Here is a 17,068-nt window from a genome sequence, read left to right as displayed (position 1 = left end):
CGGTTTTGGGTCAAACCTTGATAATTGAAGCCAGACCTACGATTTCGGACAATCAATTTGTCCAATCTGGCGAAGATTATTACCTTTTGTCTGAAATAGAGGACATCAAAACAAAAAGTACTCAGTTTGATCGGGTAAGCTCGAATGAAGCTCAGTATCAGGATTTCTATTTCATACGGCCGAACGGATATGTGGAATGTCAAATTGACATTCCGGTCTGTGGCAATTATAACATTTTTACCCGTCTTTATCAGCACGGTAATACAGGGCCTAAGGCAGAAGTTTATGTCAACGGCTCATGTAAAAATGAAATAAGCGGCAACAAGACGTGGGCCAAGACAAGTGTATATCTTGAAGCAGGCATCTGCACAATAAGATATAAAGAATCCGGCAGCGGCAGTACAGAATGGCCATTAAGGATGGTCGGCTTGGATGCTGCAGCTGTTACCAATGACCTTGATTGGAATCCGCCCGAATGCCTGAGCACCCATCCCTACAACGGCAACCAATACTGGTGGGAGAGACCAAGTAATGAGGTTGACCAAATACAGGTAACCGCAGGCAGCAAAACTGCCGAATTTGACGGCAGCTGGGGTTATACGGATATTCTAATGATAGACGACTCGGGTCAATATCAGGCAACTATTGATGATTTGAGTGTTGCTGGAGATTCTCTGGCAGGTGAAGATCTTTCCGCAGCGAATGTTAGTTCAGACACTCAAAAGAGGATGCATGATACGGCTGTTTTGGCTGAGCGGGATAATAATAGAATCAGTCCTAATTATGATTTAATCAAAGATGAAGTAAGTGTTTCAGTGCCGGAGGAAGAGTCGGGATATATCAAAATCAAAAGATTCAATAATACCACCATCCGCCAGATGCCTGAGGGGCAATATGTTTGGGATGGTCGGCTTGAAAATGAAATATATTCAGATTTCGCGCAGAAGAACGGCTACATATTGGAGTTTACGCCCGTTTCAGGCGGGTCGAGATCTTTGCTGTCTTGTGTATATTCAGACCCATCTGTTGTTTCAATGGTGAGCCCGAGATGTCTTGAGTTTAGTCCAAACGATGATGATGTTTACGATACTGCTCAGGTGAATCTGAACACTCAGTCCGGCTTCAATTTCAATTCCTCAGACAGCGTTGTAGTTAGAAACAGCAGCGGAGAGACTGTTAGAAATCTGCCAAAAACCGATCCGATCCAATGGGACGGTAAAGATAATAGCGGCAGCATCTGTACGGCTCAAACATACACTATAGAGATTCTTGATAATTCAGGGCAGCTGAGAGCGGGTTCTAAGATAAATCTGCTTGATTTGCCGCCGACAGGACAGGAGCCCCATGATCAGGGTGATTTCTATGTACTTGGTATGTGGCTTGGTTTTAATTCTACTCAAGCATCCGATCTTGATAATTTAGTCTCGATGAATTGCAACGCCTTCAGGCACCCTCATTCGGGAACAGTTCAATACGGAGCTACACGTCAGGCTTCTTCTTGGTGGCCGGCAGTTGAATCCAGGAATTTGAAGGTTCTGGTAAACCTTTATGAAGTTGTCGAAGCAATAATAGATTTGCCTATGGCACCTTCTGAACCTCGCCTTGAAGATCTGCTCGGGCCTTATGTGAATCCTGTCAAAAATAAATCTTCTCTTTTGGGTTACGAACTTTTGGATGAACCGAGCTATGAACCGGAAATGGGATATCGCTTGAGAGCTATACAGCAGGTCCTGCACAGGCTTGACCCTGATCATCCCAGCGTACCTGTTTTAATTGGCCGCGACTCAAGGATAAGCGGATATACTTCAGATATGAAGCCCCACCAGCTTCTTCTTGATGTGTACCCCTTTAATCAGGGTACTCAGCCGGGTGATTTAAGAGATATCTGGGGTTATCAGGGCATTGATATGCTTGAGTACATGGATTGGGCGATGGATTTTGTGGAACCTCGCGGGGTAAAGACTTGGATCATACATCAATCGCATAATTTTCTCGATAGCCTTAGAGAGCCGACCCCCGAAGAAATTCGTTTACAGGTATGGCTTGGCCTTTCAAGAGCAATTTCTGGTTCCTTTTTCTTTATATATGAAACCCAGCAAGACTGGACAGGCATCGAAGACAACCCCCCAATTAAATCGGCTGTATCTGATGTTTACGGCAGGCTTAAACAGCCTGAAGTGTACAATGTGCTGCCTGAATTAAGTAAAGATGATTTTGCAATATCAATTTCCGGCGGCGGGAATCCTTATGGATACAGCAATGGAGAAGCTGCTGCCTTACAGGCTGAAAACAAGAAATATATCATAGCAGTGAATCACGATTGCACTTCCTCATCAGAAATTACCATTAACAGCGCTGACTACCCTTCAGCAAAACTGAAAGACCTCGAAAGCTCAGTTGAGTACAATATGGGCGAGGTAATATCTTTCCCCGCTGGTGATGGTAAAATCTTTGAGATTATAACACAAGACCAGACACCACCTGATACTCCTGCTGGAGTAACTGTCAATGATATAACCGAATCTCAGCTCAGCTTGAGCTGGGATCTGCCTCAAGACAGCGCTCCTGCAACAGGGTATCGTATATATGATGGTTCAGGTTCCTTATTAGCGGATATCGGGGCTGAGGATTTTTTTTTGGACGGACTTAGTTCAGGTCAAAGTTATTGCTTTTATGTAAAGGCCTACAATCAATTTGGAGAATCGATTCCAAGCGAGACTGTTTGCGGGCAAACTTTTAATTCAGAGCCGCCTTCCTCTCCGGATAATGTGAAAATTGCTGGCTGTGGAGCTTCCCAGATTGAGATTGAATGGGATTTATCTCAAGATAATGTTGCAGTTCAAAACTACGATTTGTTTAGCGATGGTCAATTGATTGATACTATTGAAGGCTCAAGCTATTTAATGCTTGATTGCCAGCCTTCAACTAGATATGAATTCCAGCTAAGGGCAAGAGATGTGGACGGAGGCTTGTCATCATTAACTCCGCCTGTTTGTGTTATAACGTGCCAGGATGATCCGGTACCTGCTAACTTGCAGGGGTATTGGAAATTTGATGATCACACCACTGCGAGTATTCCGGACTCATCCTTATACAACCGCAACGGTACAGGTTATAATGTTTTGTCTGCTCCCGGTTATCTTGACAATTCGCTGCAGTTCAACGGCTCTGACTCAAAGGTTATGATTGATTCTTTCGGAATTGACGGCAATCAACTCACAATTGCCGCATGGGTTAAGGCGTCCGGTTTCAATTTTGCCGGGGATAACCGGATTCTGTCCAAGGCTTCAGGTTTTTCTGAGCAGGATCATTTCTGGATGCTAAGTACAACGAGAGTCGGCGGGGAATATTTCCTTCGTTTTCGTTTGAAGACAAATGATACTACAACAACGCTTCAGGGCGTTTCTCAGCAAATACCGATAGACCAGTGGGTTCATGTTTGCGCTGTGTACGATGGTAGTACTATGAGAATTTATAAAAACGGCTGTGCTGATTCTCAAACAGCTCTGAAGTATGGCTGCATAGACAATGGAAACAGTGTTGATGTAGCTATAGGAGCAAATCCTGACGGAAGCAGTGTTTGGCAGGGTAGTATTGATGATCTCAGAATTTACAGCGCAGCCCTGTCGCAGACGCAGATTCAGGAAGTAATGGCCAATAATGAGCCGTTGGAGGGCGAGCCTTCTGCAGAGCCTTGCGGAAGAATAGAAGATGTAAACTGCGACGGCATTGTAGATATGAGCGATTTTGTGTATATACACAGATACTGGCTTCGGGATGCTTTTAAGGGGCACGGTGATTTTGTAGAAGACGACCATGTTGATTTTAATGACTTAGTTCAATTTATGTCCAGCTGGCTTTATCAGGGCAGCTGATTTAGAAGTCAATATTTTTCCGTTAATATTTTTAAGCTTCCGGGCTCCTCGCTAATACAAGGGTTAATCGCCTTTGGATGACTTACATAGAATACATTATTTGAAGAATCCCATTTCACGGCAATATTTCCATAAGGAGTAGGGACCTCTCCGCTTGCTTGCTCAATTTCTTCGAGATAAGGATTCACGGAAAAAGTCTTGAATCCCGGTTCCAGAGGCTTAACTCCTAAGATCAAAGAGTAATAAAAGTAAATCGGTACAGTTGACCAGCCATGACACAGGCTTCCTGCCCCATTAAAATCATAAGCTCCTTTTATAGTTTCCCAGCAGCTTGTTGCACCGCATTTGAGCATATGACCCCATTTCTCGGCTATATCTTCCAGAACGAAGGCCTTGTAATCAGATTTCAATATAACAGCTTTATAAACATATAAAAGATTACAGAGTGTAGCCTTTTCAATGTTCTCATTGTAAACTATGTTTTTGCAAAAATCATTTATTGATTGTTTTTGAGGTATGCCAGTGATTAAAGCAAGTGATTCGGTTAATTGGGAATAAATTTTTTGTTTTGGCTGAGGCTCTAATTGTGTCGGGAGCAGTTCTGATGAGCCGTACATTGAACTCAATGTGTCTTTTAGTTTTTCGGCTTTCAGCGAATAGTATTCAGACCTTGCTTTATCACCAATATACTTGTATATCTCCGCCGCTGAATTAAAAGACTCCAGTAAAAATAGATTTAAAGGGCTTTCGATTTTTGCTTTCCCATCTTTTTGGCAGCCATTAAGAGCTGGAGTCCATTCATAGAAGTTCCAGTATCTCGAGCCTTGGGGCGATTCCATTAAACCCTGTTCATTACACATAGAAATATAGCTTTTGAGCATATTGTCAATCTGCTGCGCAAATTCGTTACCGAGATTACTTCTGCCGCTGAAAAGAATATGCTCATGGATAGCTACAATCCAGATAAGTGAAAAGCATGGAATTGTAGTGCTCTGGACACTGGGTGCGCAAAGCTCAAGAAAGCCGTCTGAATTCAAACTCTCGCCTAATAGCCGCAATGAAACTTCGGGAAAGTCGTACTCTCCAAAAGCATAATATCCGCAAAGGGCTTGAATCCTTGCGTCGCTGCTGTATAAAGCCTGTTCACGCCAAGGGCAGTCTTCGTAATGCTCATGCATGCATAGCTCCAGCGTCTTTGTGCATAATTCATAAATACGGTTATGCAGTTCATTGCTGCATTCGAAGCGGCCTCTGGGCTTTACAGGGTATGAAACTTGTTTTAGTCCTATCCTGTGAATTTGGACAGGCTTATTTGTTCGGGTTAAATGCAATTCAAGATATCGGCAGCCGAGCCTTCTGGCTGGCATCATCCAGCTTTGCCTGCCCTCTGCACAAATGTATCGGTCAGCAAAATTCCTGTCCTCAATGCAGCATCTGACTCTTTTGTCCAGCAGATGTTCTCCATGCGCTATGTCAACTGCAGTTCCTCTTTCAGCTGTTAATTCCAGTTCTAAGTAGCCGAAGCTTTCCTGCCCAAGGTCGAATATTGCATAGCATCCCTCGTGTTCATTTTTTGGATGAAAAACAAAATACTCGTATTTGCCAATATCACTGGTTTGGTGCAATGGTATCAAGGTGTCTTGTGCCATTGTCTGGGCAACCGGGCAGTCAATATTCTCGGAACTGCGATTAAGGCTGCCGTATTCAATTAAGCCGGCAGATATTTTTGAAAGCGATAGCTTGGGCAAGGGTCTTGGATCTAATTTTCCCCAAAAACCATTTGTTGCCAAAGTTTTCTCAATTGGGATTTCCCAGTTTTTATCGTCATAATCTTCAAATGTCCACCCGTCATTTTTGGAAGCGTCGCAAATGATATTATAACCCAGCTGTGCTGTTGTATGTGGTATCGGGCCATTTTGATATTCTGGAGAGGTTCTGATTCTGCAATTTCGATCGCTTGAAATTACATTGTCGTAATTTTCAACAGCGAAAATTATCCCTGGCTGCCCCTTTATATACCGGCTTGTATTTTTTCCCTGATAGTAACCCAGAATAGCGAGGCAGTTAATTCCGCTTTTCAGGTAATCACCTATTCTTAATGTGTCGTAATGTTTGTGTTTCGGATAGTCGCTGAATTGACCTGAATAAACAAATTGCCCATTTATCCAAACGCAATAGTCCGTATCAATGCTGATGTGAAGGGACGAGTTGGGATCTGCGCTATCCAGATCAAAAGTTCGTCTTATATTGACCCATTGATTTTCGCAATATTGTGGGTTCTTAAGCCATATCCACTTACTTTTAGTCAGCAGCGGGTTCTTTTTATTTGGTAATATAGCATTTTTAAGTTTTAATATGGGCGTCATCTTAAAATTATCAATTCATTTATAATTATTTAGGCCATGAAATAATACCGACTTGCAGCATAATGCAAATCAATTCCACAATAATACTATATTTAGGAGTTATCTGCAATGAATAAATAATAAAAAAGCATAAGTTTCTTTTTGTTGAAACATAAATGTGATAAAAAGGCCGTGGTTTTTAAGCCATAGTTTAAGATTATATATATATTGCCAATTTTGATACGAAGTTTTTATTTGCTTATATCCCTTATCATGGGAAATTGGCCTTAAGATAATTTTCCATTTGAAAGCTTGCCGCCATTAATATGATAAATACAGATAAGTATTTGTTATCAAAAGTCTTATTGTTTAATGTTTTCTTGCTGCTATTTTGAAATATATTTTATTTGCTTGAGCGGAAAATAATTTTTATTTTGTTAAATTTCAAAAAAATAACTTGAAAATCATTAAGATTCAAGTTATTGTAATATAGTGGTTCATATTAAAAATATGCAGTAAACTTTTTGTGGTGGAATTATTAATTCAACAGGGTTTGGCATCAAGCATTGCTTTTGTGGAATTTGACTTTCGAACCTATCTTCGCGTTGAAGTTATGTATAAGGTTCGATGTATAAGACGTTTTTTATTAGAGGTTAAAAAAATGAAGAAAATGCTATTTTTATCGTTACTTAGTGTTGTTGTTGCCGCAAATGCCTCTTACAACACTCAGTTGCTGCAGGATGGTTCCTTTGAAAACTGGGAAAGTGATAATCCTGAATGGGTCTATTACTGGAATGTAAATGCTGGAGTTCATTCTGTTGGAACAGAAGACGAGGCCTATCAAGGGTCGCGTTCGCTCGAGATTACGTCTAATTCAGACTGGCAAGAGGACGGGGTGAGCTTGAACACAGAAAGAAATGAGTTGAATGATGGCCTTTCTTACAATGCCGGCGATACCGTCGAAATGAGCATGATGGTAAATGTAACAGACTGGGACTCGACAGGCACAGGTACCGGACTTGGCTTCAGGCTTGTTAATAATAGTTCAGTAGCGTATGTCTCAGACTTTGTAAAAGAGACCAACGGAGACTGGCAGAAGATTACGGGTGAATACACCTTTTCGGAGGCCTTTCAAGGCGAACTCAATTTCCAGATTAGATTTAATCACAGTCAGAATACTAACTCTAATGTTACAGATATCGCTTATGTAGACAGCGCTTCAATGCAGGTTGTTCCCGAACCTGCGACATTGTCTTTGCTTGGTATCGGTTCCTGTCTTCTTTACCGGAAAAGAAAGAGATGAAGTCATAGCGTTTCACCTATCAGTTCGATTGAATTGATATAATTGCACGATCAGTTGTTATACACTGTCCGATTAATTCGGGCAGTGTATGTTTAAAAAGAGGGTTTGTTTGCTGCCAAAACCCTCTTGTGTATATATGCTTTTATCTGATTTTGGCTGCCTTCATATTTCTCTTTATTCATCTCTCAGTTCAATTCGCCGGTAACCTCCATAAATTTCTTGCATCTGCAGTTGCTTGAAGGGATTTGGGACAAATCTTTTATGATTATTTAGGAGTTATTTGCAACGAGTAAATAAGAAAAGAATAAGTTTCTTTTTGTTGAAACATAAATCTGATAAAAAGGCTGTAATTTTAACCCCTAATTTCATATTATATATGTATTGCCAATTTGGAGAGCGGGTTTATATTTGCTTATGTTTCGTGTAATAGGATATTGGCCTTATTTTAGTTTTTTATGCAGATGAACGCAGTGATAAACATAATTATTAGCTATAAGTTTTTATAATAAAGGGTTTTATAGTCCAAGTGTTTCTTGCCGTTATTTTGGGTTATGTGTTATTTGCATGAGCAAATAATAATTTTTTATTTTGTTTAAATTTCAAGAAATTAACTTGACAATTGTTAAGATTCAAGTTATTGTAATATAATGGTTCATGTTAAAAATATGCAGTAAACTTTTAATTATGATGAAATCTTTAGTACAACATGTTTGGCACCAAGGATTGCTTGTGTGGAATTTGATTTTCGAGCCTAATCTTCGCGTTGAAGTTATGTTTAAGGTTCGATGTTGATTATGTTTTTTCTGAGAGGATGAAAAAATGAAAAAAATCCTATTTCTATCGTTAGTTAGTGTTGTTGCGGTAGCAACTGCCGCCCCTTACAACGCTCAGTTATTGAAGGATGGCTCTTTTGAAGAGTGGGACTTTGACAATCCTGAGTGGGTCTATTACTGGAATGTGAATGCTGGAGTTCATTCCCAGGGGACCGAAGATAAGGCCTTTCAGGGTTCTCGTTCGCTCGAGATCAGGTCTAATTCAACATGGCAAGAGGACGGGGTGAGCTTGAACACTGGCAGAAATGTCATAAATGAAGGTCTGTCTTATAATGCCGGCGATACCGTCGAAATGAGTATGATGGTAAATGTAACAGGCTGGGACCCGACAGGTCCAGGCACTGGACTCGGCTTCAGGCTTGTTACTAATCCGGTTGACAGCGGAGTTTCAGTTGCGTATGTCTCAGATTTTGTAAAAGAGACTGACGGAAACTGGCAGGAGATTACGGGAGAATATACCTTTGCAGAGGCCTTTGAAGGTGAGCTTAATTTCCAGATTAGATTTAATCACAGCGAGAATGACAACTCTGCAGTTGAGGACTACGCCTATGTAGACGGGGCTTCAATGCAAGTTGTCCCCGAACCTGCGACGCTGTCTTTGCTTGGTATCGGTTCCTGTCTTCTTTACAGGAAGAGAAAGAAATAAAATGATACTCCCACTTATATCAGTTCAATTGAATTGATATAATTACACGAACAACTATTATACACTGTCCGATTAATTCGGGCAGTGTATGTTTAAAAATAGGGTTTGTTTGCTGCCGAAATTCTTAGTTTTTATAAGCAAATTTGAAATATATCAGGTCAGGATACAGTATTTATGTTTAATTTTTTTGAAGAACGTGACCATAAAATTCTAAGCTTCAAAGACACTATCCAATCCAAAATCTTTGAACCGATAAGCGATTTGGAAGTTGAGGCATACACCAGTAAAGAGCCTCTTTCATATCCCGAGAGAACCACTGGGGATAGGGTAGCTTTGCAGCCGGGCGAGAAGTGGGGTGATTTGTTTGACTGCGCGTGGTTCCATTTTACCGGTTCTGTTCCGTCTGAGGGTTGTGCAAAGAAGATCGTTCTTCTTATAGATGTAAATGGAGAGGCCTGCGTATTTGATGATGAAGGTAATCCAGTCCGCGGGTTGACCAATGGCAGCTCTATATATGAGAGAATTCACGGTGAACCGGCCAAAAAAGTGCTTCAGTTTAATGATTGCGGCAAAGAGGGTCAAAAAGTTGATATATGGGTAGATGCCGGTTGTAATGATCTTATTGGAGAATTGTCAAAAGACGGTACCCTAGAGCAGGCGCAGATCGCTGTATGTCATGAAAACATACGTTCGCTTTATTATGATTATTGGATTCTTTGCGAACTGTCCTGTGTTCTGGATAAGAACTCAGCGAGATATTCTAGGATAATGAAAGTGCTTTTTGATTCCATGAATATCCTTCAAACATTTAATGATGAAGAAATTGATAAGGCACGTCAAATTCTGGCTGTTGAAGTTAACAGGAAGAATGCTGACCCATGTCTTACCTTGAGTGCTGCAGGTAACGCCCATATCGACTTAGCTTGGCTGTGGCCAATCAGGGAAACTATTAGGAAGGCCGCAAGGACGTTTTCAACTGTCCTTGAACTCATGGACCGTTATCCTGACTATGTTTTTGGCAGCTCGCAGCCGCAGCTATATTTATGGGTAAAAGAAGCTTATCCCAAGCTTTATGACAGGATTAAGGCCAAAGTGGCGGAGAAAAGATGGGAGCTCCATGGCGGAATGTGGGTTGAATCTGATGTGAATATGCCAAATGGAGAGTCTCTAATCCGCCAGTTTTTATACGGAAAACGTTTCTGGCAAAGTGAATTCGGGATGGACACAGAGATGCTCTGGCTGCCGGATACCTTTGGCTATTCGGCTGCTCTTCCGCAGATTATGAAGATTTGCGGTGTGCGATACTTTATGACACAAAAACTCGCATGGAACAGCGTGAACAAGTTTCCACATTACACTTTTGATTGGGAAGGTATTGATGGGAGTACGGTACTTACACACATCCTTCCTGAAGAGACTTACATCAGCCACGCTGGCCCTAGGGCAATTTCAAAAGTTGAAGATAATTATGCCCAGAAAAATGTAAGCGACAGGGCACTTCTTCTTTATGGTATTGGTGACGGCGGGGGCGGCCCGGGAGCAGAGCATCTCGAACGGCTCGAAAGATTAAAGAATCTTCAAGGAGTTCCGCCGGTAAAGCAGGAATTCAGTGAAGAGTTTTTCAAAAAGATAGATAGAGACGATTTGGATTATCCTCGGTGGAGGGGGGAATTGTATCTTGAAAAACATCAGGGCACATATACCTCACAGGCAAAGAATAAAAAATACAATCGTTTTCTAGAGGTAAAACTGAGAGATTTGGAATTATTGGCCTCTATAGCTTCCTTGTACGGATTTGAATATCCTCAGCAGAAGATTGATGAAATATGGAAAGAGGTTCTTCTCTACCAGTTCCATGATGTCCTGCCCGGTTCTTCTATAAAGAGGGTTCACGATGAGTCATTGCAGCGTTATGAAATAATGATTGATGAGGTTGAAGGTTTAACCCAAGGGCTTTTACAAGATATTTCAGGGAACATCGGCGCATCAGGAACTGAAAATCCTGTTATGGTTTTCAATTCACTATCATGGGAACGAGATGAATGGGTTAAATTAGGCCAAGACTGGGCTAATGTTAATGCATCTGCAATGGGCTGGAAGATTGAGGAGTTTGGCAAAAAAATCCCTGAGTTTGCTGAGTTTAAGGCAACGCAGCTGCTCTTGGAAAATGACGCTTTGAAAGTCGAATTCTCACAAGATGGTTCAATAAAATCAGTTTGGGATAAATTCAACGAATTTGAGGCAATTAGAAAAGGCGAGAAAGCAAATGTACTGAAACTATACACCGATAATGGTGATGCATGGGACATACAAACCGAATATCGCTGTTTACCTGTAGAATATTTTAAGCTTGAAAACTCCAAAGCCTATAAAGACGGGCCTTGTGTAGTTCTTGAACAAAATTATGTTTATAACAAGTCAAGAATTTTGCAAAAGATAATATTGACCCAGGGCAGCAGCAGGATGGACTTTGAAACAACAGTTGACTGGCATGAAAAACACAAAATGCTGCGTTCGGAATTTCCTGTTGATATTCTGGCCGAGCAGGCAACTTGTGATATTCAGTTTGGAAGTATAAAGCGTCCAACCCACAAGAACACGAGCTGGGATGAAGCCAAATTTGAAATCTGTGCACATAAATATGTTGACATTTCTCAAAATGAACGAGGCGTGGCTCTGCTAAATGATTGCAAGTATGGTTACAGGGTGTTCGACAATATTATTGATATAAACCTTTTGAGGAGCCCCGATTTCCCCGGTAAAGATGCCGATCAGGGCAGGCATACCTTCGTTTATTCTCTTTACCCGCATAAAGGCGATCATATTGAAGGCGGAGTAATACGTGCTTCATACGAATTGAATATGCCTTTAACCGTCAAAAGCTTGCCTGATAAAAAGCAAGATCTTGCAAGCTCTCTGAGCTTCTTAACTGTAGATAATGAGAACATTGTAATTGAGACGGTTAAAAAGGCTCAGGACAGTAATGATATTATAGTAAGATTATATGAAGCCACAGGCAGCAATTGCCGGACTGTGCTTTCATCTGATATGCCTGTAAAGGATGCTTGGCTGGTAGACGGCTTGGAAAATGATCTGCAAAAAATTGATGTTCAGGCATCAGGTATAGTTCTTGATGTTAAGCCGTGGGAAATCAAAAACATTAAACTTAATTTAACTAAAGTATAATATACCTTGAATTTGAGTCTCGATTGAATGAGGAACATAGAATGATAAATGCGGAATTGAAAATGCATAAAGGCGCGATGACTTTGTTCTTGGATGGCAAAGCCCAGCCTTTTACTACTTATAAGCCAACTGAACAGCCTGATGACACCCTTTTTGAGCAAACAGTTCTAAAAAGTGTTGACGATTTGTCGAAAAGGGGAGTAGATGTTTTTTTTGTGCCTATTTTCTTTGATTGGCCAGAGGAAAATAAATACGATTTTTCCAAAATGGACTGGCGCATAAAAACAGTTTTAAAGGTCAATCCACAGGCAAAGATAATCATTCGAATACAGGCAGAATCCATGAATCCTGAGTGGTGGCTCAAGGCCAACCCTGAAGGTGTATCTAAATACGGTCTAGTCAGAGGTCATGAAATCGACCCTGCCAAGCATGCAACTCCGCCGAGTCCGTCTCTGGGCTCTGATTTCTGGGAAACTGCTGGTTGTGATGCAATAAACGCATTGGCTCAACATGTCTTAGAACAGGACTATGCCCATAATATCATTGGCTATTTGCCCACTGCTTACAATTCCAATGAGTGGTTTTTCAGGTCATACAGCGATTTGAGAGTTAGCGATCTGTGTCCGGTAATGCAGAAAGCCTTTAACGAATATTTGCAAAATAAATACAACACAGATAAAGTATTCAATGTGCCGGATAGGCTGGACAGAGAATCTGGAGACTTAGGGTATTTCTATAAACCTAATCCATTGGAATCAGTTTCTCCTGTTGTGGAGTATTACAATTTTGTCAACACTTTATGTGCACAAAAGATTCTTAAAGTTACAAATAATCTCCGAAAAGCTCACGGTGAGCAAAAAATTGTAGTTGGCACATTTTACGGCTATTCACAAGGCCTTGCAAACTTTTATTGGCTCGCTGAGTCTGGTCATTTAGCCCTTAATCTTTTGATGGGAAAAGATGGGCCGGATTTCACATGCAGCCCGTTGGAATACTTTTCAAGAAATTTCAGAGAAGACTATTCTGGGGGCTTTTGCTGGTCTCAAAGTTGTGCGGTGGATTCAGGGCTTGTAGCAGGAAAAGGGTATTTTGCTGAGGATGATTTCGCCCCGCCTTCAGAAATTGATATTAATTGGTCACAAGCGGGTGATTATGAGGAAGATGCTGCGTTGATGAAGAGGAATTTTGCTTTTTCACTATGCAAGGGTCAGCTTATGTGGTGGTATGACCTGAACGGGCACTGGTTTGAAAACCCTAAAAGGCTGGACACGATTGAAAAATGCGTTCAGATTGCAAAAGATTCTGTTGATGAAGACAGGGGGCAAATATCTGATGTGGCAGTTGTTATGGATGAAAGGGCTTCATGGTATGTAAGTCTTGATAAACAGTATCAGCGGTCAACATTTTGGGAGAATTTCTATTACTCATTCAGCAAAATTGGAACCACGGTTGACTTGCTGCTTCTCGATGATATAGAAAAAACGGACATGACAAAATATAAAGCTGTCTTTTTCCCGACATGCTTTTGTATGGATAACAAATACAGAAATATAGTCGATTCATTAAAATCCAATGGTCGTTCATTGGTTTTCTATCAGGCATCAGGATTGCTGAATCCGGACAAGGAAGATGTTTTCAAACAGGATAACATTAAGGAGCTTACGGGAATTGATGTAATATGTACAGACATGATTTTTCAGTCAAGAATTGACGCAGATGACAGCCATCCTCTAGTTGAGGGCTTTGAGGATAGATGTTTCGGGGCTCATCTTGAAAAAGAAATTAACTTTTACGTTAAGGATGATGATGCTCAGGGATTGGCATTTTACTCAGGCAGGGGGTTGGCAGGATATGCTGTAAAGGAATTTGACAATTGGAAAAGTTATTATTGTGCCGTTCCGGGGCTGCCTTTTCAATTGGTCAAAAATATAATCAAAGATGCGGGAGTGCATATCTATTGCGAGGATGACGATGTTATCTATGCCAACAAGAGCTATCTGGGGATTTTTGTCTTAGAAGGTAAAACTAAAAAGCTTAATTTACCCGGCAAATATCGAGTGAAAGAGGTGTTTGAAGATGTGTATTATGCCGATGAGCCTGTCAGTCAGATTAGTTTTGATGCTAAAAAACATAATACCTACTTATTGAAGTTGGAAAGGCCCTAGAAAATCGAGAGTCTCTTTTAACTATTTTAAGAAGTTTTTTAAGGATACAGTTATTAAGAGGATTACTTTAGCCGCTGTAGTTTACTCAGCAATTCTATTTGATTTTGGTGTAGGAGCTTGTTATGCAAACCAGCTCCCAGCAGTTCCAAAAGCGAATATAGATTTCGACCAAAATGTCTCTGAATGGTGGCAGCAGCACCCATTTAACCCTGAGAGCCCCAATTTTAGCCCTGACATAGATTCGCCTGCCCATACAGTAAATCTAAATCCGGTTGAGAGCATAAGTGATGCTATAAGGTATCTGCCTCAAACAGGCGGAACTATTGTCTTGGCTGCGGGCAGCTATGTCTGTGATTTCGATATTATTGGAAAAATTAACATTATATTACCACTGATTTCTCATTGGGGGTGTAACCCATTAAGTGGACTGAGATACATATAGTTTTCTATTTTCAAAAAGGAGTATTATAATGCAGTCAACCCGATTTTACATTTCAATGGTAATTGCGATTTCAGCTTCCGCAGCATTTTCCTCACAGCCGCGGGATTTGCCGAATCTTCTTTACGACCCTTCTTTTGAGTCGGCACAGGTTTCTATCGCATATACGCCGGAAAAAGTTAAACTCTACAAGGCAGACATTTATGATTATGAGTTTGAATACTGGCACAACAACCCGGAAGTGAAATTCGATTCGGAGAAAACCCACTCGGGACTCCTTTCCATGCGGATTGATGGCCCCTCCAAAGGCGAAACATCTACTCGCTACGGGTTTTCCTACACAGGTTCCGATAACATCAAACTGCTTGCCGGAACTGAATACATCTTGAGCGTACATCTAGCTGGAGATGTAAAAGGCGGCGGAAAAGGCGTTCACGCCTCTTTCAAACAAATAAGCCCAGCTGAACTCACTCTAACAAAAACAAAATGGGTCAAGGAATCTAATTGGACAAAAGTCTCTGCAAAATTTACCACACCAAATAATTTCCAGAGAGGTCGGATCTATCTGATTTGGGATATCGGTGAGGGAGAAAAGGTTTGGGTAGATGATGTTTCGCTTGTCCCTGCCAATGGCGAAATAAAACAGGTTTCTACACCTAAAATTGAGCTCAGGGGTGGGGGCGATGAAGGACCTATAATTGCTGAAATAAGGACTGAAACCCCCAACGCGGTAATCAGGCACACTATTGACGGCTCAGAACCGACACTTTACAGCCCCGAGGTATTTGGCCCAATTCGCCTCCACGGAAACGCCAATCTAAAAGCGGCAGCATTCCATGAAGGCTGCAAGACTTCGGAAGTTGCATTTCGGGAGGTTAAAGTTAATTCCCGTAAAACAGGAGGTGTTCCGTTTAATCCTGTCGGCTTCGGAGAGGATGTTGAGCAGTGGTGGTCAAGGCATATTTACAACCCGGAATCCAGTAATTATTTCGAAAAAGAAATCCAGTCTCCTGACCCTGTTGTAAATGTTGGAGAGATTTGGAAGCAAAATCCATCTTCAGTTACGGCGGGAATCGCCGAGGCGCTAAAAGAAATTCCCAAAACCGGTGGAACACTCTTTTTCGACAAGAAGTACGGGCCATACCACATCACCGCTCCGCTGCAAAGGGAAAAGAATTACTACGACTTTACCGGCTCGATGCTTATTCTCAGACGCGGAGACCTTCACTTCGTTTCTAACGGAGCTGTTATCAAGTGTGATAAGATGATCTTCGGCTTTTCCAGTATGGAGTATGCCGACAAGGGCACCCTCAGCAACCCGCCAGGAAACTTCTACTTTAAAGGTCTGACCTTCGATGGTATGGGCAAGGCAGATACTGCGATGATATGGCGCCACGGATGCGATATACTATTTGAGGGCTGCACCTTTCGAAACTACGATCAAGATGCACTCAGCCATCCGGGAACGGTTAATATCACCTCCAATAGCGACAATGCATGGTTTAGAAACTGTCGTTTCCTCGAAGCAAAGAACGGCTTGTATCTTGACGGAATACATAATGCCGGTGTTATAAACTGTTATTTCGGGCCGGATATCCAGCATGCAGGCATTTTGAATATGACTAACAACGATATGGCTCCTTATTCGGCTTTCCAGCGAAACAGCCAGTATGTTGTGATTCACGGAAACGAATTTGTCGGCCGCAAGGGTGTGGCGATGTCTCTTACCAACGCCAACACGCTGATATCAGATAATACCGCAAGCGGCGAATACGATATATTCGTTTATGCCCAGGGCAGAGGGAAATCCAATATTGTCCGAAACCTCCGTTACAACGGTTCCGGCTACAGGATTATCGGCAATGTTGTGGAAAATGCCGAAACATTCCTGCAGCTCGGCCGGGATATCGCTCAGCACACATGGCATTCTTTCAATATGAAAAATGTTGTAAGGGACAATAACGTACGCGGAAACGAATGCTTCTTGAAATGGAGTCCTGTAACAGACCCGCATTACCCAGACTACTACTTAATAGAGAATATTGAGTTTAGAAACAATTATATATCAGGCGAGCAAATGCCTCAATTTATCATGGACAAGGACAAGCGTGAATGCATGCGTAATTTGGAAATTTATAAAAACACCTTCTCGGGAAGCCGTCGTCCGCTAACGGTTACCCCTAAGGGGGAAGCTGTAATCAATCCAAATATAGATTTTCACAGCAATACCTACAAATATAATCATAAAAATGTGTTAAATGATGATGCTTAGAAGC

At 41.5% G+C, this 17,068-nt stretch carries 7 protein-coding genes; 6 read left to right on the top strand and 1 reads right to left on the bottom strand.

Annotation, left to right across the window (positions count from 1 at the left end):
• Positions 1-86 precede the first annotated feature (86 nt).
• A complete protein-coding gene (locus STSP1_RS05410; RefSeq protein WP_161491621.1) occupies positions 87-3,875 on the top strand; it encodes a LamG-like jellyroll fold domain-containing protein in 3,789 nt (1,262 codons plus the stop codon).
• Between the two features lie 8 nt (positions 3,876-3,883).
• Here STSP1_RS05410 and STSP1_RS05405 read toward each other — a convergent pair whose 3' ends face one another.
• Positions 3,884-5,524 carry a family 78 glycoside hydrolase catalytic domain gene (locus tag STSP1_RS05405; RefSeq protein ID WP_226997525.1) on the bottom strand — a complete coding sequence of 547 codons (1,641 nt, stop codon included), beginning with the start codon at positions 5,522-5,524 and terminating at the stop codon, positions 3,884-3,886.
• A gap of 1,357 nt (positions 5,525-6,881) precedes the next feature.
• Here STSP1_RS05405 and STSP1_RS05400 point away from each other — a divergent pair.
• From STSP1_RS05400 to STSP1_RS05380, 5 genes are all read left to right on the top strand, one after another.
• Complete coding sequence (locus tag STSP1_RS05400) at positions 6,882-7,523, top strand: PEP-CTERM sorting domain-containing protein (RefSeq protein WP_161491620.1); 642 nt, start codon at positions 6,882-6,884, stop codon at positions 7,521-7,523.
• Positions 7,524-8,342: 819 nt separating this feature from the next.
• Complete coding sequence (locus tag STSP1_RS05395; protein ID WP_085755371.1) at positions 8,343-9,002, top strand: PEP-CTERM sorting domain-containing protein; 660 nt, start codon at positions 8,343-8,345, stop codon at positions 9,000-9,002.
• Between the two features lie 174 nt (positions 9,003-9,176).
• A complete protein-coding gene (locus STSP1_RS05390; RefSeq protein WP_085755370.1) occupies positions 9,177-12,188 on the top strand; it encodes an alpha-mannosidase in 3,012 nt (1,003 codons plus the stop codon).
• 41 nt (positions 12,189-12,229) lie between these two features.
• Positions 12,230-14,353 carry a beta-galactosidase trimerization domain-containing protein gene (locus STSP1_RS05385; protein ID WP_085755369.1) on the top strand — a complete coding sequence of 708 codons (2,124 nt, stop codon included), beginning with the start codon at positions 12,230-12,232 and terminating at the stop codon, positions 14,351-14,353.
• 470 nt (positions 14,354-14,823) lie between these two features.
• Positions 14,824-17,064, top strand: coding sequence for a chitobiase/beta-hexosaminidase C-terminal domain-containing protein (locus STSP1_RS05380; protein WP_085755368.1), 2,241 nt, complete (start codon positions 14,824-14,826; stop codon positions 17,062-17,064).
• Positions 17,065-17,068 lie beyond the last annotated feature (4 nt).

Source organism: Sedimentisphaera salicampi, from assembly GCF_002117005.1.
Lineage (GTDB): Bacteria > Planctomycetota > Phycisphaerae > Sedimentisphaerales > Sedimentisphaeraceae > Sedimentisphaera > Sedimentisphaera salicampi.
This window is presented reverse-complemented; position numbering and strand designations above follow the sequence as displayed.